At 71.4% G+C, this 17,409-nt stretch carries 16 protein-coding genes and 1 pseudogene; 7 read left to right on the plus strand and 10 right to left on the minus strand.

From position 1 onward, the window contains the following. Together ACXAHD_RS25805 and xylA are read right to left on the minus strand one after the other, a co-directional pair. A partial coding sequence (locus ACXAHD_RS25805; protein ID WP_475053793.1) for an FGGY family carbohydrate kinase occupies positions 1-376 on the minus strand: 376 nt, incomplete at its 3' end. A gap of 51 nt (positions 377-427) precedes the next feature. Further along, positions 428-1,615: a xylose isomerase gene (xylA, locus tag ACXAHD_RS25810; RefSeq protein WP_281553717.1), complete on the minus strand. Its 1,188-nt coding sequence runs from the start codon at positions 1,613-1,615 to the stop codon at positions 428-430. A gap of 74 nt (positions 1,616-1,689) precedes the next feature. Here xylA and ACXAHD_RS25815 point away from each other — a divergent pair, with 74 nt between their 5' ends. Next, entirely contained in the window at positions 1,690-2,946 is a 1,257-nt protein-coding gene (locus ACXAHD_RS25815) for an ROK family protein (RefSeq protein ID WP_475053796.1), read from the plus strand. A 15-nt stretch (positions 2,947-2,961) separates the two neighbouring features. Here the strand turns inward: ACXAHD_RS25815 and ACXAHD_RS25820 are convergent, their stop codons facing one another. The 3 genes from ACXAHD_RS25820 to ACXAHD_RS25830 all read right to left on the minus strand — a co-directional run bounded on the left by ACXAHD_RS25820 (position 2,962) and on the right by ACXAHD_RS25830 (position 7,737). Then, positions 2,962-4,416, minus strand: a complete 1,455-nt coding sequence (locus tag ACXAHD_RS25820; protein ID WP_289213717.1) for a sugar transferase — start codon at positions 4,414-4,416, stop codon at positions 2,962-2,964. A 272-nt stretch (positions 4,417-4,688) separates the two neighbouring features. After that, positions 4,689-6,434 (minus strand): VWA domain-containing protein, encoded by a 1,746-nt coding sequence (locus tag ACXAHD_RS25825; RefSeq protein WP_289212396.1) that lies wholly within the window; start codon positions 6,432-6,434, stop codon positions 4,689-4,691. A 214-nt stretch (positions 6,435-6,648) separates the two neighbouring features. Continuing rightward, on the minus strand, positions 6,649-7,737 hold the full coding sequence (locus tag ACXAHD_RS25830; RefSeq protein ID WP_281555479.1) for a lactonase family protein: 1,089 nt from the start codon (positions 7,735-7,737) through the stop codon (positions 6,649-6,651). A gap of 149 nt (positions 7,738-7,886) precedes the next feature. Between ACXAHD_RS25830 and ACXAHD_RS25835 the strand changes: the two genes are divergently transcribed. From ACXAHD_RS25835 to ACXAHD_RS25845, 3 genes and pseudogenes are all read left to right on the plus strand, one after another. Continuing rightward, positions 7,887-8,555 carry a GntR family transcriptional regulator gene (locus ACXAHD_RS25835; RefSeq protein WP_289212395.1) on the plus strand — a complete coding sequence of 223 codons (669 nt, stop codon included), beginning with the start codon at positions 7,887-7,889 and terminating at the stop codon, positions 8,553-8,555. Positions 8,556-8,558: 3 nt separating this feature from the next. Continuing rightward, positions 8,559-9,293: a (Fe-S)-binding protein gene (locus ACXAHD_RS25840; RefSeq protein WP_475053800.1), complete on the plus strand. Its 735-nt coding sequence runs from the start codon at positions 8,559-8,561 to the stop codon at positions 9,291-9,293. Positions 9,294-9,428: 135 nt separating this feature from the next. Next, positions 9,429-9,806, plus strand: a pseudogene (locus tag ACXAHD_RS25845) (LUD domain-containing protein); the annotation flags it as partial. A 121-nt stretch (positions 9,807-9,927) separates the two neighbouring features. Here ACXAHD_RS25845 and ACXAHD_RS25850 read toward each other — a convergent pair. The 4 genes from ACXAHD_RS25850 to ACXAHD_RS25865 are packed head-to-tail and all read right to left on the minus strand — an operon-like array spanning position 9,928 to position 13,825. Further along, the gene (locus ACXAHD_RS25850) at positions 9,928-10,530 is read right to left on the minus strand and encodes a GTP-binding protein (RefSeq protein WP_278167549.1); all 603 of its coding nucleotides are present in this window, start codon (positions 10,528-10,530) and stop codon (positions 9,928-9,930) included. Next, the gene (locus ACXAHD_RS25855; protein ID WP_281553712.1) at positions 10,511-10,897 is read right to left on the minus strand and encodes a DUF742 domain-containing protein; all 387 of its coding nucleotides are present in this window, start codon (positions 10,895-10,897) and stop codon (positions 10,511-10,513) included. The genes ACXAHD_RS25850 and ACXAHD_RS25855 overlap by 20 nt, the downstream gene beginning before the upstream one ends. Further along, on the minus strand, positions 10,887-11,285 hold the full coding sequence (locus ACXAHD_RS25860; protein WP_281553711.1) for a roadblock/LC7 domain-containing protein: 399 nt from the start codon (positions 11,283-11,285) through the stop codon (positions 10,887-10,889). Before ACXAHD_RS25860 ends, ACXAHD_RS25855 begins: the two co-directional genes overlap by 11 nt. A 23-nt stretch (positions 11,286-11,308) precedes the next feature. Further along, entirely contained in the window at positions 11,309-13,825 is a 2,517-nt protein-coding gene (locus tag ACXAHD_RS25865) for a sensor histidine kinase (RefSeq protein WP_281553710.1), read from the minus strand. Positions 13,826-14,150: 325 nt separating this feature from the next. On the opposite strand from ACXAHD_RS25865, the gene ACXAHD_RS25870 reads away from it, so the two are divergent. From ACXAHD_RS25870 to ACXAHD_RS25880, 3 genes are all read left to right on the plus strand, one after another. Beyond that, positions 14,151-14,765, plus strand: a complete 615-nt coding sequence (locus ACXAHD_RS25870) for a hypothetical protein (RefSeq protein WP_281553709.1) — start codon at positions 14,151-14,153, stop codon at positions 14,763-14,765. A gap of 11 nt (positions 14,766-14,776) precedes the next feature. Beyond that, entirely contained in the window at positions 14,777-15,379 is a 603-nt protein-coding gene (locus ACXAHD_RS25875) for a hypothetical protein (RefSeq protein WP_281553708.1), read from the plus strand. Between the two features lie 151 nt (positions 15,380-15,530). Further along, positions 15,531-15,842 carry a hypothetical protein gene (locus tag ACXAHD_RS25880; protein ID WP_281553707.1) on the plus strand — a complete coding sequence of 104 codons (312 nt, stop codon included), beginning with the start codon at positions 15,531-15,533 and terminating at the stop codon, positions 15,840-15,842. A gap of 178 nt (positions 15,843-16,020) precedes the next feature. Here the strand turns inward: ACXAHD_RS25880 and ACXAHD_RS25885 are convergent. Further along, positions 16,021-17,409: glycoside hydrolase family 6 protein (locus tag ACXAHD_RS25885; RefSeq protein WP_475053806.1), on the minus strand; the 1,389-nt coding region annotated here is incomplete at its 5' end.

Genomic DNA, 17,409 nt, shown 5'->3' on the forward strand with positions numbered 1-17,409 from the left:
CACAAGAAAACAGGCCGACTTCGTCCGCCGAGGCTTGCCGGCCGGGGGGGTCGCTGCCGACCTTTTTGATCGGTTCGGCGGCGGCACCGGCCGAGCGGGTGTCGTTCCACAGCAGGGCCGGCCGGACCACCTGGCCGGCCTCGTCCAGGCAGACCATGCCGTGCTGTTGGCCGGCGACGGCGGCGGCGGCCACGTCGTCCAGCCCGCCGGCGGAGTCGACGGCCTGTTGCAGCGCCGTCCACCAGGCGTCCGGGTGCACCTCGGTGCCGTCCGGGTGCGCCGCCCGGCCCTCACGGACCAGCTTTCCGGTGTCCGCGTCGCGGATCACCACCTTGCACGACTGGGTCGACGAGTCGACGCCGGCGACGAGGGTCACGGCTGGGCCTCCATGCGGGGGTCGGGCGGGTTCGCGCTGAACGGTACGGGGTCAGCGGGCGGCGAGCAGGTGCTCGACGGCGAGCTGGTTGAGGCGGACGAAGTGGAAGCCCTGCTCGGCGACGGCCTCCGGGTCGAAGTCCTCGAAGCTGGCCCGGTCGGCGAGCAGGTCGGTGTAGGTCTCGCCCGGGTTGAGGGTGGGTACGGCCAGGTCCGGAACCTTGCTGGCGGCGAGAGCCTCCTGCACCTCGGGGTCGGCCCGGAACGCGGCGGCCCGCTCCTTGAGCAGCAGGTACGTGCGCATGTTGGCGGCGGCCGACGCCCACACGCCGGTGTAGTCCTCGGTGCGCGAGGGCTTGTAGTCGAAGTGCCGGGGGCCGTCGTAGGCGGGGGTGCCGTCGGGGCCGCCGTTTTCCAGCAGGTCGACCAGGGAGAACGCGTTCAGCAGGTCGCCGTGGCCGAAGACCAGGTCCTGGTCGAACTTGACGCCGCGTTGGCCGTTGAGGTCGATGTGGAACAGTTTGCCGTGCCACAGGGCCTGGGCGATGCCGTGGGTGAAGTTGAGCCCGGCCATCTGCTCGTGGCCGACCTCGGGGTTGAGGCCGACCAGCTCCGGGTGGGCCAGGCTGGAGATGAACGCCAGGGCGTGGCCGACGGTGGGCAGCAGGATGTCGCCGCGCGGCTCGTTGGGCTTGGGCTCGATGGCGAAGCGCAGGCCGTAGCCGCGGTCGAGGACGTACTGGCCGAGCAGGTCGACGGCCTCGCGGTAGCGGTCGAGCGCGGCCCGGATGTCCTTGGCGTGGTCGTACTCGGAGCCTTCCCGGCCGCCCCACATGACGAAGGTCTTCGCGCCGAGCTCGGCGGCGAGGTCGATGTTGCGCAGCACCTTGCGCAGCGCGAACCGCCGGATGGAGCGGTCGTTGCTGGTGAAGCCGCCGTCCTTGAAGATCGGGTGGCCGAACAGGTTGGTGGTGACCATCGGCACCACCAGGCCGGTCTCCTCCAGTGCCTTGCGGAACCGGGCGATGTGCTGGTCGCGGCTGGCCGGGTCGGAGCCGAACGGGATCAGGTCGTCGTCGTGGAAGGTGATGCCGTACGCGCCGAGGTCGGCGAGCTGGTGCACCGCCTCGACGGCGTCGAGCGGGCCCCGGCTGGCGTCGCCGAACTGGTCGCGGGCCTGCCATCCAACGGTCCAGAGCCCGAAGGAGAATTTGTCGGCCGGCGTGGGCTGGACTGTCATGGTGACCTCCGCGTAACACGACAGATTTGTTTAGTGATTGAATTATTTTCCCGACGTGTGGCATTGTCAAGGCCATGCGCACGCCAGAATCCCCGCTCCGCCAGGCTGGCCTGCGCGAGCACCACCTCGGCCTGGTGCTCCGCCAGGTCGCCGCCGCCACTCGCCCACCGTCCCGCGCCGAGATCGCCGCGACGACCGGGCTGACCCGGGCCACCGTCTCGGCCCTCGTCGACGAGTTGATCGGTGGAAGCCTGCTCACCGAGGTCGCACCGGTGCCCCGGACCGGGGCCGGCCGACCGGCCACCGGCCTGACGCTCGCCGCCGACGGGCCCGCCGGTCTCGGCCTGGAGATCAACGTCGACTACCTGGCCGCCTGCCTGGTGGATCTGTCCGGAACGGTACGCCATCGGGCGGTGCTACCGGCGGATCAACGGCCACACCCGCCGGAGCTGGTGCTGGCCCGGCTCGCCGCGCTGGCCGGCGAGGTGCTCACCGCGCCGCAGGCGCGCGATCTCCCGCTCGCCGGCGCCGCGCTGGCCGTACCCGGGCTGGTGACCCGGGACGGGCTCGTCCGGCTCGCGCCGAACCTCGGCTGGCACGACGTGGACGCTCCGGCCGTGCTGGCCGCCGCCGGCAGCCCGCTCGCCGGCGTACCGCTGACCGTGGACAACGAGGCCAACCTCGCCGCCCTGGGTGAGCTGCACGCCCGCCACGGTGCGCCGGCCGACTTCGTCTACGTCTCCGGCGAGATCGGCATCGGTGCCGGGATCGTGCTGGACGGTCGCCTGTTCCGGGGCACCCGGGGGTGGAGCGGCGAGCTCGGCCACCTCGCGGTCCGGCCGGACGGACCGAGCTGCCGCTGCGGGGCACGCGGCTGTCTCGAGCAGTACGCCGGTCAGGAGGCGATCCTGCGCTCGGCCGGCCTGGCCGGGCAGGGGCTGACCGCCACCGAGGCGCTGCGCCAGGTCGCCGAGCGGGCGGCAGGCTCCGAGCCACAGGTGCGCCGCGCGTTGACGGCGGCGGCCGCCGCGCTCGGTGTGGTGCTCGCCGGGGTGGTCAACCTGCTGGATGTGCAGACCATCGTGCTCGGTGGCATCTACGCACCGCTGGCCCCATGGCTGTCGCCGGCCGTCGAGGCGGAGATAGGTCGACGGGTGCTGACCGTCGGCTGGTCACCGGTGACCGTCCGGGCCTCGCTGCTCGGCGCCGAAGCGGCGGCGACCGGCGCGGCCGGCGCGGTGGTCCGGGCGGTACGCGACCACCCAGCCCCCTGGCTGGCCGCTGGCTTACGCCAACGGCCAGCAGAGCCCGCCCGTAGCCGAGGAGAGTAGGTACCGCAGCCCAGGTCAGTACGCGCCGCGGCCGTTGACGACCGCGCCGAAGGTCTTCCACAGGATGGTCAGATCGCTGGCCAGCGACCAGTTCTCCACGTAGTAGAGGTCGAGCCGGATGCCGTCCTCCCAGGACAGGTCGGACCGGCCGCTGACCTGCCACAGGCCGGTCATTCCGGGCTTGACCAGCAGCCGGCGGGCGACGTCGCCGTCGTAGCGGGCCACCTCCGACGGCAGCGGCGGTCGCGGCCCGACCAGGCTCATGTGGCCGAACAGTACGTTGGCCAGCTGTGGCAGCTCGTCGAGCGAGTACTTGCGCAGGAACCTGCCGACGCGGGTGATACGCGGGTCGTCGCGCATCTTGAACATCAGCCCGTCGGTTTCGTTCTTGGCCGCCAGCTCGGCGAGCAGCTTGTCGGCGTCGACCACCATCGTGCGGAACTTGTAGACGTGGAACTCCCGCCCGCCCTGGCCGACCCGGACCTGCTTGAAGATGACCGGGCCCCGGCTGTCGATCTTGATCGCCAGGGCAAGCAGGGTCAGGATCGGCAGCAGCAGGGTCACCGCCAGCAGCGACACCGACCGGTCGACGAAGCCCTTGACCAGCTTGCGGGTGCCCCGGAACTCGGGTGCCTCGACGTGGATCAGCGGCAGCCCGGCGACCGGCCGGGTGTGGATCCGCGGGCCGGCCACGTCGGTCAGCGCCGGGGCCAGCACCAGGTCGATGCCGGTGCCCTCCAGTTGCCAGCCGAGCCGGCGCAGCCGGGTGGCGGTCAGCTCCCCCGACGCGGTGACCGCGACGGTGTCGGCGCCGGTGGCGGCGGCGGCGTCCGGGATGTTGCGGAACGAACCGGCGACCGGCACGTCACCGAGCCGCTGCGGCACCGGGGCCAGCAGTGCGTCCGGGATGCAGGCGCCGACCACCCGGTAGCCTGCGTACGGCTCCCGCCGCAGGGTGTGCACCAGCTCCAGCACGTGCGGGGTGTCCCCGACCACCAGCACCTTGCGGAACCACCCCGTCCCGGTGGCCCGCTGACGGTGCAGGTACTTGCGGGCACCGAACCGTCCGGCGACCAGACCGACCGTGCCGACCGCGAAGGCCACCGCCAGGAAGCCCCGGCTGATCCCGACGTTGGCGACGTAGCCGATGATCGCCACGGTGCCGGCGAGCCGAAGGCTGGCGGTGATCACCCGCCGGTACTCGTCGGCGCCGTAGCCGAGCACCCGGTCGTCGTAGCAGCGCAGCAACTTCAGCGAGGCCAGCCACGCGACCATCAGGCAGGGGGTCGTCAGGACGTAGGGTAGATCCGCTCCGGTGGCTTCCTCTGCACCGAAACGCACCAGGTAGCCGGCCAGCACGGCGGCGCAGAGCACGCCGATGTCAAGGGCTGCGATCGCCCGAATGTAGGCACGCTGTCGCGCGTGCAGCGCTGCGGTGGGCGCTCCCGGTGTGGGTTCCGGTTGCACCACCGCAGCGTTGACCAAAGTCGCCGACGTCACTAGCCCTCCCCAGCTTGCTCGAGTCGACGCAGACCCCGGGCACCTCGCTGGCCCGTCGTTGGTACCGGTGGTGCCACGGCACCCCGATATCTTGGCCCACCATCCGGCAGGGCCGAAGCTTGCGACAGATTACCGTCAGTCGGCCAGAGGGCTTCCACATTAGAGGTACTATATGGAGCCATTTCACAACCCTCAGTCACTCGATGGCTCGACATAACCCCTCAAACCGCCACAACACCGACTCAGCGCACGGTTGTCGGGCGGAGAGCGATCGCCTTGAGCAAGATGTCACCGATGTTGGCCGGATCCTCGGTTACGAACACCCCGCCGCCGGTGGTATTGGTGATCGACTCCAGTTCCTCCTGACTCACTCCGTCGCCGATGCCGATGTAGATCACCTGGATGGGCCGCTGTGGATCAGCCACCTCGGCCAGCTCGGCCAACAGCTCATCCTGGGTCAACCCGCTGTCGTCCTCGTTCCTACCATCAGTGAAGATGACCACCGAGTTGACACGCCCGGCTGCCCATTCGTCCTGCATCGTCAGATAAGCGGCGAGCGTCGTGTCGTACAAACCGGTATTCCCGTTTCGCTTCGGCACGACCTCCGACAGCGCCGCTTCCAGCTCGGCCCGACGGCTACTCAACGGGCTGATCGGGACGAGCTCCCGCCAGTCCTGCTCGCCGTCCAACTGAGTGGAGAAGATCCACAGTCCGAGGGCCCACGAATCGTCGAACAGACCGAGTCCTCGGCGGGCCGCCTCCCGGGTGAGGTCGGCGCGGGTGACGTTGTCCGCGGTGGGCACCGGCTCCAGCATCGAACCGGAGACGTCGATCACCGCGAGCATCTGAGCGGGCAGGGTGACCGACGTCCAGGTCGCGAGGGTCCGGTCGATCACCACCGGGTCCAAACCACCGGCCGCCGTACCGCCGGAGTCCGGGGTGACGGTCGCCGGAGCGGTGCCGGCCGGACTGGGTGCTCCCTGGGGGGCGCTGAAGCCGGCACCCCAGGTGCCGTCCGGCGCCCGTAGCCCCTGGTCACCGAGCCGGTTTCGGAACCCGGCACCGGTCAGCACCGAGTAGAAGCCGGCCGCCGCCGCCGCTGTCGCCGGGTCGGCACCGGGCAGCACCGCGTACGGGTAGTCGAGCGACATCGGCGCCGGCTCCAGGTACAGCGCCGCGAGCGCGATCGGCGGCTGCGCGGCGTTGTACTCGATCACGTCCTCCTCGGACAGGGCGGCGGCACCGAGCGCGGAGGCGACCGACGCGGGATCAGCCGAGCGGGGGAAGCGGGCAATCAGGTCCTCCCGCAGCGCGGACCGGCCGGTGGCCAGGGCACGCAGCGCCGCCGTGGTCGCCTGCTGCGCGTTCGCGCCTGCCTCGCCGGCCGCCTCACCGAGGGCGAGCAGGCCGGACAACCCGGCCGCATCGCGGGTCGGTTCGACGATGCCGGTCCTCAGCTCGGTGCCGGTGGTGATCTGCTGCAGCAGGTCGGTCCAGGTCAGCTGCTGGTCGGGCCAGCCCAGGTTGGTCGCCACCGGCTCGGGCATCGCGACCACCACCGGGCTGCGGGCCACCGACTCGTTGTTGGCCGGGGTGAACCCGGGGGCCAGTGAACTCAGCCGGAGCAGCCAGGTGGACGAATCGGGCACCCACACGTCCGGCGCAATCGCCGTACCGCTGGCCTGGCCGACCCCGGCCAGCGCGACACCGTGCTGCCCGGCCACCACAGCGGCCACGTCGACCGGGTCGGATGCGGTGACCTCGACCGCGACGCAGGTGTCACCGACCGCGCCGCTGTCGGCCCGCCAACGATCCGCCGCCGCCTGCACGGCGGGCGCGATCTCCGGCGCGGCGGAGACGACCAGCGGCAGCGCCCCGGAGCAGGACTCGGCGGCGAGACGTTGGTAGCCGAACCAGACCCCGGTGGTGACGACGACCAGCGCCATCGCCGCTGCGATGGCGCTGGCTCCGCGAACTCGACGTCGCATCCGATGGCGGCCTGGCACGGTCCCATACTCCGGATGAGCAGGGCATCGTGCCAGGTACGTTCGGACGAAAGTTACGGAGGAGAAACACTTAAAGGGAAAGTGGTGACTTCAGGTAGCCACGCCACTTCCGTACGCTTCGAGAAGTCCGGCAGGATGCTGTCGACCTCGACAAACAGCCCGCCGCATCACGAGCCAGGCATCAGCCGCACAGTCCTCAGAAACCCGGCAGGACGCAGGTCGGCGTCGGCGCCGCAACCGGGTCGCCGACCGGGGCCGGCACCCCGTCCGACGGGTCGATCCCGAACACGCCCACCGAGCCCGACCGCTCATTGGCGATGTACAGATGGTCGCCGACGATCGTGAAGTGGCGCGGCCAGTGGCCGCCGGTGGGCACCTCGGCGAGGTACCTCGGCTGGTCGGGGGCGGCCAGGGAGAAGACCGCGACGGTGTCCGGGCCACGGTTGGCGACGTAGAGGTACCGGCCGCCCGGCCCGACCGCGATCTCGGCGGGCTGCGCCCCTCCGGCCGCACCGGCGGACGACTCGCTCGCCGGCACCCGGGCGCGCTCGGTCAGCCCGCCGGCCCCGTCGATCTCGTACGCCGTCACGCTGGCATCCAGCTCCCCCACCAGATAGGCCCACCGGCCGTCGGGGTGCCGGGCGAGATGCCGAGGGCCGCTGCCCGGCGTCGCCGCCACGGCCGGGTCCGGCTCGGTCAGCGTGCCGGTCGCCGGGTCGAGCAGGTAGCGGTGCACGGCGTCGGTGCCCAGGTCGACGACGTACAGTCCGGCACCGTCCGGGTCCGGGGAGACCATGTGGGCGTGCGGACCCGCCTGCCGGTCGGGTCGCGGCCCAGTGCCCGAATGTGCCTGCAGATCGGTACGCGGTAGCAGCGCCCCGTCGTCGTCGACCGGATGCACCGCGACGCTGCCGCTGACGTAGTTCGCGCTGACCAGATGCCCACCCGTCGCGGCGAACGCCAGGTGACACGGGCTCGACCCGCCGGTGGAGCGACTGCCCAGCGGACGCAGCCGGTCGCCGTGCACCGACCAGGCACTGACGGTGCCCGCGGCCAACTCGTTGACCGCGTACAGCACCGGACGGTACGGGTGCCGGGCGAGGAACGACGGCGAGGCGCACTCGGCGGCCAGCGTCGGCTCGCTGAGCTGGCCGGTCGCCGGATCCCGTCGGGCGACCATCACCCCGGCCCCGTTCCCACCGCCCTCGGCCGTGTAGCAGCCGAGGTAGATCGTCTCCGCCGCCGGATTCAGCTCCACTGCGCGCACCGGACTCCCTTCCGCCATCCGCGTCGGCCGGGCCGGGCCGGAGCCCGGGCCGCCGGCGTCGGACACTCGATTCAACTCGAGCGATCCTATAGGATCTTTGATCTACCCGCTGCCGGGCCAAGCAACCAGGTCGACAGCCCGCAGGTCGAGCACCGAGGAGGGGTCCCGTGCGGCCAGCGCGTCGTCTCACCCTCACCGATGACGTGTACGAGACCGTCCGCGCCCAGGTGATGGACCACGTGGTCGCCCCGGGCGCCCGGATCAACATCGACGCCCTGGCCCGCGACCTGCGGGTCTCCCCCACCCCGGTGCGCGAGGCGCTCGCCCGGCTGGAAGCCGACGGGCTGGTCCGCAAGCGCCCGCTGGTCGGATACACCGCCACGCCGCTGCTTACCCACGACGAGTTCGACGAACTCGTCGAGATGCGGCTGATCCTGGAGACCGCCGCCGCCCGACGGGCCGCCGCCCGGTCGGCGACCGCCGAGCCGGCCGGCCTCGAACTGCTCCGCGGGGCCGCCGACCTGCCCGGTCCGGTACCCGGCGCGCAGGGCTACGCGAGTATCGCCGCCTTCACCGCCCAGGACGCCCGGTTCCACAACCTGCTCGCCGAACAGTCCGGCAACCGGATGCTGCACGACGCGGTCGTCCGCCTCAGGCCGCACCTGCACCTGTTCCGGCTGCACTTCCCGCCCACCCACTACCGCACCAGCGGGGCCGAGCACCACCGGATCGTCGACGCGGTGGCGTCCGGCGACCCGGACCGGGCGGAGACAGCGGTGCGCGAGCATCTGCTCGCCGCCCGGCAACGCCACCTTTCCTTCTTCCGGCAGGGCTGACCGATGCGTGTCGCACTCTTCGTCACCTGCCTCAACGACGTGCTCTACCCGGGCACCGGGCGGGCCGTCGTGCAGTTGCTGGAACGGCTCGGGCACACCGTCGACTTTCCACTCGACCAGAGCTGCTGCGGGCAACTGCACGGCAACAGCGGGTACCGGGCCGAGGCGATACCCCTGGTACGCCGGTTCGTCGAGACGTTCCGCGACCATCCGGTGGTGGTCGCGCCGTCCGGTTCGTGCGTGGCGATGGTCCGCGACGCGTACCCGCGACTGGCCGCCGACGACCCGGCGCTCGCCGCCGCGGTCGAGGAGCTACGACCCCGGGTGTACGAATTATCCGAACTACTGGTCGACGTGCTCGGCGTCACCGACGCCGGAGCCGCCTTCCCGCACCCGGTCAACTACCACCCGAGCTGCCACGGGCTGCGAATGCTGCGGCTGGGTGACCGGCCGCTGCGGCTACTGCGTGCGGTCCGCGGGATCGACCTGATCGACCTGCCGGACGCCGAGGAGTGCTGCGGTTTCGGCGGTACCTTCGCGATGCGCAACGCCGCTGTCTCCAGCGCGATGCTGGCCGACAAGTGCCGGGCGGTACGCGGCACCGGCGCCCACTACCTGGCGGCGACCGACAACTCGTGCCTGGCGCACATCGGCGGCGGGCTGACCCGGTCCCGCAGCCCGGTACGGGCGGTGCACTACGCGCAGATCCTGGCCGGCACAGCGGAGGAGCCGCATTGACCAGCACCAACGCCAGCACCGGCACGTGACCGCCCGGTTGCCGTTTCCCGCTGCGGCGGCCCGCGAGCTGGACAATGCCCACTGCGCGCCAACCTGCACCGGGCCACCCGCACCATCCGCGGCGAACGGGAACGGATGGTCGCCGAGCTGGCGGGCTGGGAGGCGCTGCGGGCCGCCGGGGCTGCGGTCAAGGACGACGGGCTGGCCCGCCTGCCCGAACTGCTCGCCGAATTCGAGGCGGCGGCCACCGCCGCGGGGGCCCAGGTGCACTGGGCACGGGACGCGGCCGAGGCGGGCCGGGTGGTGACCGACCTGGTCCGACGGACCGGCGCAGACCAGGTCCTCAAGACCCTCGCGGCGGCCGGCATTGAAGCTATCGAGACCGACCTCGCCGAGCTCATCGTCCAGCTGGCCGGGGACACGCCGTCGCACATCCTGGTCCCGGCGATCCACTACAACCGGACGCAGATTCGGGAGATCTTCGCCCGCCGGATGCCCGGCGTCGATCTAACCACCCTCACCGACGACCCGGCGGCGCTGGCCGAAGCGGCCCGTCGCCATTTGCGGGAACGGTACACGGGCCGCGCCGGCTGGATGTCGTGCTGGTCGACACCGGCCGGCACCCGGCGGCAGGTCAGCCCGCCGGCACCGGCTGACCACGCAGGTAGGCCACATGCTCGACCAATGCGATCAGCACCGTCTTGCCCGAGCCACGGTTGCGGGCGTCGCACAGCACGATCGGCACATCCGGGTCGAGGTCGAGCGCACGGCGCACCGAGTCCTGACTGAACTGCTGCGCCCCCTCGAAACAGTTGACCCCGACCACGAACGGCGTGCCCCGCTGCTCGAAGTAGTCGACCGACGGGAAACAGTCGGCGAGCCGACGGGTGTCGGCCAGCACCACCGCACCGAGCGCGCCGAACGCCAACTCGTCCCAGAGGAACCAGAACCGGTCCTGACCCGGCGTACCGAACAGATAGACCTGCAGATCATCGTTGATGGTGATCCGGCCGAAGTCCATCGCGACGGTCGTGGTGTTCTTGCCCTCCACCCAGGACGTGTCGTCGGTGCCCAGGCTGGCGCTGGTCAGCACCTCCTCGGTCTGCAGCGGCCGGATCTCACTGACCGCGCCGACCAGGGTGGTCTTCCCGACGCCGAAACCGCCCGCGATGAGTATCTTCAGCGCGAGTGGGACCCGCCGGGAGGGCTGATGCCGGTTAGAGCGCACGGAGTCCATTGACCACCGCCTTGAGTATGTCGTCGTGGGGGTGAGTGGCCGAAGCCGGGGGTTCGTAGAGGGCGATCAGTCCGGCGGCGAGCAGGTCCCCGAGCAGGACCCGGACCACACCGAGCGCGAGATCGAGGTCGGCCGCCAGGTCGGCGACCGAGACCGGCTGCTGGGCCAACCCGACGATGCGCCGATGTTCCGGCTGCAGCGCGACCCTGCTGTCGGCGCCCTCCGGGGCTTTCGCCACGACGAAGGCCAGCAGGTCGAAGGTGGCGCCGGTGGGCTGCACCCGGCCACCGGTCACCGCGTACGGACGGACCACCGGGCCGGCGTCGGAGTCCAGCCAGTCGTGGGGTCCGGCCGGGTCACCCCGCATCGGATTGCGCCGCAGGTGTCCGGCTCGGCGTGCTGAGAGTCTGCCCGACCCGGGTGACCAGCATCGCCATCTCGTACGCGATGAGGCCGATGTCCGCATCGGCGGCGCTGAGCACCGCCAGGCAGGCCCCGTGCCCGGCCGCGGTGACGAACAGGTACGCCGACTCCATCTCGATCACGGTCTGCCGTACCGGGCCCGACCCGAAGTGCCGGCTGGCACCCTTGGCAAGGCTCTGGAAGCCGGCGGCCATCGCCGCCATGTGCTCGGCACCTTCCCGGGTCAGCCCTCGCGACGCGCCCATCAGCAACCCGTCGGCGGACAGCACGACGGCCTGCTGCGCGGTCGGGACCCGCTCGACGAGATCGTCGAGCAGCCAGTCAAGGTTCATCGCATGCCGCATGGTGTGCACAACTACAGCTCCCTCTCCGACTCTTCCGTCGCCGGGGGCGGCAGCACCGCGCCCGGAGGCGGAGTCGCGGTGCCCCGGACCGAGCCGGGCGACCCGGTCGGGGACGGTTCCGATGCCACGGAAGCCGGCTCGTCGCCGGAACCGGGGGTGCCGTCGCCGGCCGGCGGCACCGGGCCGCCGTTGACGATCGGCGTCGTGTCGCCGGTACCAGCCGGCTGGCCGGCCGCCGGCAGGCCGGCCGCCTGCCGGCCCCGGGCGGTTCCCGCCTGCAACGCGGACATCAGGGACCGCACCTCCTGCGGGGAGCGCTGCGGGGCTTCCCGCAGCGGCTGACCGTCGGCCCCGGACGAATCGGATGTCTGGCGCAGTTGGGGCGCCAGGCTGGACTGGCGTACCCGGCGCGGCAGGCCGTCCTCGGTGGTCGCGCCGGCGCCGCTGGACCGCCGGGTCGGCAGGGTGGTGGGACGGCGTCGGGCCGGCAGCTGAACCCCGGTCGGCTCCGCTGCGGGCTCGGGGCTCGGGCGGAGGGTGGCCAGCGCGTCCGGCGCGGGAGTCTGCCGGACCGTGGTCAGTGCGGTAGGTGGCCGACCGGACGGCAGCGCCAGCACCTCGGACTCGGGCACCACCAGCTCCGCCGGGATCAGCGTGACGGCGGTGATCCCGCCGAACGGTGACGGCCGGAGCCGGACCCGTACGCCGTGCCTGGCCGCCAACTGGGCGACGACGAACAGGCCGAGCCGGGCGCTGTTGTGCGGGTCGAAGTTCGGCGACTCGGCGAGGCGCTGGTTGGCGTCCTCGATCAAGTCCGGTTCCATGCCGAGGCCTCGGTCCTCGACCTCGACCGCGTACCCGTTGGGCAGGCTCTGCCCGATTACGGTGACCCGGGTCTGCGGCGGGGAGAAGGACGTGGCGTTCTCGATCAGCTCGGCCAGCAGGTGGATGACGTCGCCCACGGCCCGGCCGGCGACCGCTGCGGCCTCCACGGTCGTGACGTGCACTCGGGCGTAGTCCTCGACCTCGGAGACGGCGCCCCGGATCACGTCGACCATCGGCACCGGGTTGCGCCATCCCCGGCCCGGTGCCGCTCCCGCGAGGATCACCAGGTCCTCCGCGTGCCGGCGCATCCGGGTCGCCATGTGGTCGACCCGGAACAGGTCCTCCAGCTCCGTCGGGTCGGTGCTGCGCCGTTCCATCCGGTCCAGTACGGCCAGCTGCCGGTGCAGCAGCGTCTGGCTGCGTCGGGCGATGTTGAGGAACGTCTCGTTCAGCCCACGACGCAGCGCCGCCTCCTCGACGGCCGACCGTACGGCGGTCCGCTGCACCTCACTGAACGCGTGCCCGACCTGGCCGATCTCGTCGGTGCCGTACTCCAGCGGTGGGGCTTCGGTGACCACGTCGACGTCCTCGCCACGGCGTAGCCGGGCGACCACCCCGGGCAGCCGCTCGCCGGCCAGCTCCAGAGCGGCGGCGCGCAGCCCGGTCAACCGGTGGATCAGCGACCGGCCGACCCGCAGCGAGATCACCACGGAGACGATCACCGCGGCCAGGCCGACCAGGCCGGCCCCGGCGAGTCGGGCCAGAATGGCGATCGCGGTCGGCATGCTGCGTTCGGCCAGCGCGTCGGCGGCGAGCAGCTCGAAGTCGCGCAGCTGCTCCTGGACCAACTGGTAGCTGCCCCGCCAGCGGGACTCGGATACCGGCAGCCCGTCCTCAGTGGGCCCACCGGCGATCAGCGTGTCCTGCATCTGCCGTAGCCCGGTGTAGTCGTCGCCGGCGGCGAGCTGGTGGTAGGCCCGGCTGTCCGGGTCGGGCAGCTCGGCCACCGCCCGGTCGAACAGCAACCGCTGGTTGGCGACGGTCTGCACCAACTGCAGGTGGCCGGCGGAGGTCAGCTCACCGGCGGCGAAGGCCCCGGCGAGCAGGGCATCGGTCCGGCCGAGCAGGTCGCGGCCCAGCCCGATGTCGGTCAACGCCCGCGCCTGGCGGTTGATCTCGTTGTCCGGCAGCCCGGCCAACGCCCCGAACATCTGAAACGCGGTGTCGACGATGCCGCTGTAGAGGCCCAGCGCGCCGGCTGCGTCCATCTCCCGACGCTCGATGAACCCCCGGCCGGACGGCAGCAGCTCCAACTCGGACAGGGTCGCCGCGATCCGCTCGTCCAGCACAGCCGGATCCGCCGGCGGTTCGTCGCCGCGAGCGGAGCGCCGGAACTCGTCGACCGCCGCGTCGGTGGCCTCCCACTGGTCGCGCAACTGCTGCAGGTCACCGGCGCGCAGCGCGTTCTGCCCCTCGGCGCGGGACAGATACACCACGGAGAGCCGGCGTTCCCGCTGCAACTCGGCCACCACCGCCTCACCGGGGCGGCCGACGTCGTCGAGCAGTGCCTGGGCGCCCAGCAGGCTCAGCGCCGGGCCGATGGTCAACGACGTCGCGAAGATCCACAGCGCCAGCAGCGCGGCGATCGGGACAGCGACCAGCGCAACGATCTTCGAGCGGATCGACCAGTTGCGGGTATTCATCAGACCTCGCCGGCGCGGTGGTGGCTGAGCTGGCGCGGCGGATGCGAACCGACCGATCCGGGTAAGCGGAAGGTCAGTCGTGTCCGGCGCCTCCGGAAGGATACGTAATTAACGGCTCAGGCACTACCAGAGGCACTCAGCGGTCGATTGTGGGCACGGAGCGTACCGAAAGCGGCAGCATCCACGATCGTCGTCGCGACCTGCAGCGGACCATCCCGGCGAGCGATCCGGATCAGATGCCGACGAGATCGTCAAGGAAATGTGACAAACCTGGATTGAGATTCCGGGTCGAGCGGGAATACCAGGGTGAGAAGGAGGAACAACCATGTCGCCCATCGAGATCGTCCTCATCGCCGCCGTACTTCTCGTCGCGCTCGCGGCGCTCGCCCTGCTCGGGACCCGGTGGCGGCGGCGCCACGACCTGCGTGGCACCTTCGGTCCGGAGTACGACCGGGTCGTCGCCGAGCAGGACAGCCGCAGCGCCGCCGAACGCGAGCTCCGGCAGCGGGAACGCCGGCACGCCGAGTTGACCCTGACCCCGTTGGCTGAGACGTCCCGCGCCCGTTACGCCGCCGCCTGGGCCGACGTACAGACCCGGTTCGTCGACGCACCCGGCGCCGCGGTCGGCGACGCCGACGAACTGCTCACCCGGCTGATCGCCGAGCTCGGCTACCCGACCGGGGACTACGACGAGCAGGTGGCTCAGCTCTCCGTGGAGCACGCCCGTACGCTCGGCAGGTACCGCGAGGCGCACGAGATCCATCTGGCCAACGAGCGCGGGGAGGCGAGCACAGAGCAGTTGCGTCAGGCCGTGGTGCACTACCGGGCGCTCTTCGCCGAACTGCTCGGGGAGGACCCCGTGCCCACCTCGACCGCGACCGAGCAAGCCTCGACCCCGACCGAGCAAGCCTCGACCCCGACGGAAGCTTCGACCCGCTGAGGAGAGACATCATGACCCGCACCGATCAGTGGCACGACGAACGTACCGAGGTCATCACCCCGCACGGCGGACCGGGCCGTCCGGACGCCGGTCACGACCGCGACGGGTACGTGGACCCGGACCGTACCGAGGTCGTCTCCGGCATAGCGACGCCCGACCGGGACGAGCCGGTCCACCACGAGCCGGTCGAACAGCCGACCGCGTTCGGCGCCGCCACCGTCGGCGGCGCGGTCGCGGCCTCCGCCATGGCCGGCCCGGAGCGCCTGCACGAGCCGCGCGACCCCAGCGACGACGACACCGTACGGGTGGGCGACGGCGGCGAAGCGCAGCAGACCGGGCAGCCGGAGCCGGCGGGGATCTTCGCGGCGGAGCAGGCGGACGCGTTCCGGGACCGCTGGCGCGACGTGCAGCTGCGTTTCGTCGACGACCCGCACGCCGCGGCGGGCGAGGCACAGAACCTGGTGACCGAGGCCGTCGAGGCGCTCACTGCGGCGTTGACCGCGCAGCGTGACGAACTCGGCGGGTGGACCGACGCCGGTCCGGAGGACACCGAGCAACTGCGGATGGCGGTCCGCCGCTACCGGGATCTGCTGGACCGGGTGCTGTCGAACTGAGCCGTCGCCAGAACCTGACCCTACCGATCTCTGTGACCTCCGGTGCCAGTTGCGCCGGAGGTCACGCGTTTTCCGCCGGCCGGTATCCGCGCATATCCGCCTCGGTCGCGGGTACCCGGTGAATCCACGGTTCGGACGGGAGGGGACGGCCATGACGGACCGCGAGGATGCGATCGGCCGGGTGCCGCTGGAGGAGGAACCAGCAGTGGCCGCAGCGGTCGAGGACGACACCACCGTACCGCTGCTGGTCACCGACCCGGACACCGAGCAGGACAGTCCGGACTTCCAACCCCCGATCGGCCAGTCCGGTCCGGCACGAGTACGGACCGGCGCCGAGCAGCCGTGGGACGCGGAGGACCTCGCGGTGGCCAAGGGTGGCGACGGCAGTCCGGAGCAGGTGGACCGGGCGCGCCAGGAGCTGGAACACGACGGTGCCGCAGCGATCGAACGCACCGTACCCTGACCTGCCGTGCCCTGACCTGGGCGCTGACCCGTCAGGGGCAACGGCCGAAATGGGGCGGGGGGGGGGGGGGGGGGGGGGGGGGGGGGGGGGGGGGGGGGGGGGGGGGGGGAGGGGGGGGGTCGGTTCCTTTTCCTTTCCCCCCCCCCGCCCCCCGCTCAGTGTCGAGCGTCCAGCCTTGTCACAGTGGCGGGTACGCGTTCGCCATCAGCTCCTGGAACTGAGCCGAGAACCAGTGCCCGGAAACCGGCGCGTTCGGCAGGGCACCACTCATGTTGTTGTTGTTCCGCGGGTTACCCGTGTACGTCGGGTCACACATCCGGTCGAAACCCTTACCCTCGTCGTTCGGGATCTCCCGGCTCGACCCGTCCGACTCACCCGGCGGCTTGATCCACACGTACGCGTCGATACCCGAAGCGGGCGCCGCGGTCGGACGCTCGCCCAGACCGGCACCCGACTGGTTGCACCAGTTGCCCTTCTGGAACCGCCGGTCGATCCGCGACTCGTCGACGCGGGTGTCCACATCGGTGGCGTTGCTCGGACCGGTCGGCCGCGCCGAACCACCCCAACCGTTACGCGACGTGTCGATCAGCATGCCGACACCCGACGGGAACCCAGCCTGCACCAACCGCTGCCGGAACGCCTGCGCGAACGACAGCTCGTCGTTGTAGTTGTTCCAGTCGATCCACGACGACTGGCGAGTGTTGCTGTCCACCGTGATGTACGGCTCCCGCAACGCCGAGTAGTTCGCCGTGTTCGTGATGAACCCGTGCACATCCGACGGCGACGCACCCGACGCGTTCGCCGCCTGCGCGATGATCTGCGCCGTCGGACCGAAGTTGTCCTCCCAGCCGATCCAGCCGTGGTGCCCGGCGTCGATGTAGTTGTACACGTTCGGCACGTCACCCAGCTGCGAGATCGCGTAACCGACACCCGTCACGTAGTTGCCGTTCGCCAGCATCACGTCACACTCAGGCGTCGCCGTCGGCCGGCTGCCCACGTTCGTGATCAGGTTCGGCAGCGAATCGATCTCGATCACCGCCACGATCCGCAGATTCCGGTACGCCGCCCGACCCACGATCTCCGCGATCGGATCGATGTACTCCGTCCGGTACGCGCCAATCTCCGTCGGACCCAACTCACCGTTGGACGCCAACGCCGCACAGTCGCGACCCGGCAGGTTGTAGATCACCACCTGGAAGACCAGCGGACGGCTACCGTTCGCCGCGTCCTGCCGCACCGCCTCGTCCAGATGGTCGGCCAGACCCATGTCACCCGTCGTCGGGCTGTTGTTGCCGTAGATCGCGCTCGTGCGGTCCAGCCACACACCCGTCGGCTCGTCCGCGATCCGGCTACCACCCGCCTCAGCCGCCGCGTTCGCACTCCAGATCGGGTTCACGTACACATCCGCGCCCACGTACGGGTTGTCCACCCGCGGCCCACCCGGCGGCGGAGACGTCGGGGGCGCCGTCGTCGGCGGCGGCGCGGTGGTAGGCGGGGCGGTCGTCGGCGGCGCCGTGGTGGGCGGGGCGGTCGTCGGCGTGGTGCCACCGTTGCACGCCACCCCGTT

Source organism: Micromonospora sp. ABR4_055 (assembly GCF_056160425.1).

Bases quoted from the DNA above. Each gene is read 5' to 3' on its own strand.
- xylA (WP_281553717.1), bottom strand. From the start codon at position 1,615: ATGACAGTCCAGCCCACGCCGGCCGACAAATTCTCCTTCGGGCTCTGG.
- ACXAHD_RS25815 (WP_475053796.1), top strand. From the start codon at position 1,690: ATGCGCACGCCAGAATCCCCGCTCCGCCAGGCTGGCCTGCGCGAGCAC.
- ACXAHD_RS25825 (WP_289212396.1), bottom strand. From the start codon at position 6,434: ATGCGACGTCGAGTTCGCGGAGCCAGCGCCATCGCAGCGGCGATGGCG.
- ACXAHD_RS25830 (WP_281555479.1), bottom strand. From the start codon at position 7,737: ATGGCGGAAGGGAGTCCGGTGCGCGCAGTGGAGCTGAATCCGGCGGCG.
- ACXAHD_RS25840 (WP_475053800.1), top strand. From the start codon at position 8,559: ATGCGTGTCGCACTCTTCGTCACCTGCCTCAACGACGTGCTCTACCCG.
- ACXAHD_RS25850 (WP_278167549.1), bottom strand. From the start codon at position 10,530: ATGGACTCCGTGCGCTCTAACCGGCATCAGCCCTCCCGGCGGGTCCCA.
- ACXAHD_RS25855 (WP_281553712.1), bottom strand. From the start codon at position 10,897: ATGCGGGGTGACCCGGCCGGACCCCACGACTGGCTGGACTCCGACGCC.
- ACXAHD_RS25860 (WP_281553711.1), bottom strand. From the start codon at position 11,285: ATGAACCTTGACTGGCTGCTCGACGATCTCGTCGAGCGGGTCCCGACC.
- ACXAHD_RS25865 (WP_281553710.1), bottom strand. From the start codon at position 13,825: ATGAATACCCGCAACTGGTCGATCCGCTCGAAGATCGTTGCGCTGGTC.
- ACXAHD_RS25870 (WP_281553709.1), top strand. From the start codon at position 14,151: ATGTCGCCCATCGAGATCGTCCTCATCGCCGCCGTACTTCTCGTCGCG.
- ACXAHD_RS25875 (WP_281553708.1), top strand. From the start codon at position 14,777: ATGACCCGCACCGATCAGTGGCACGACGAACGTACCGAGGTCATCACC.
- ACXAHD_RS25880 (WP_281553707.1), top strand. From the start codon at position 15,531: ATGACGGACCGCGAGGATGCGATCGGCCGGGTGCCGCTGGAGGAGGAA.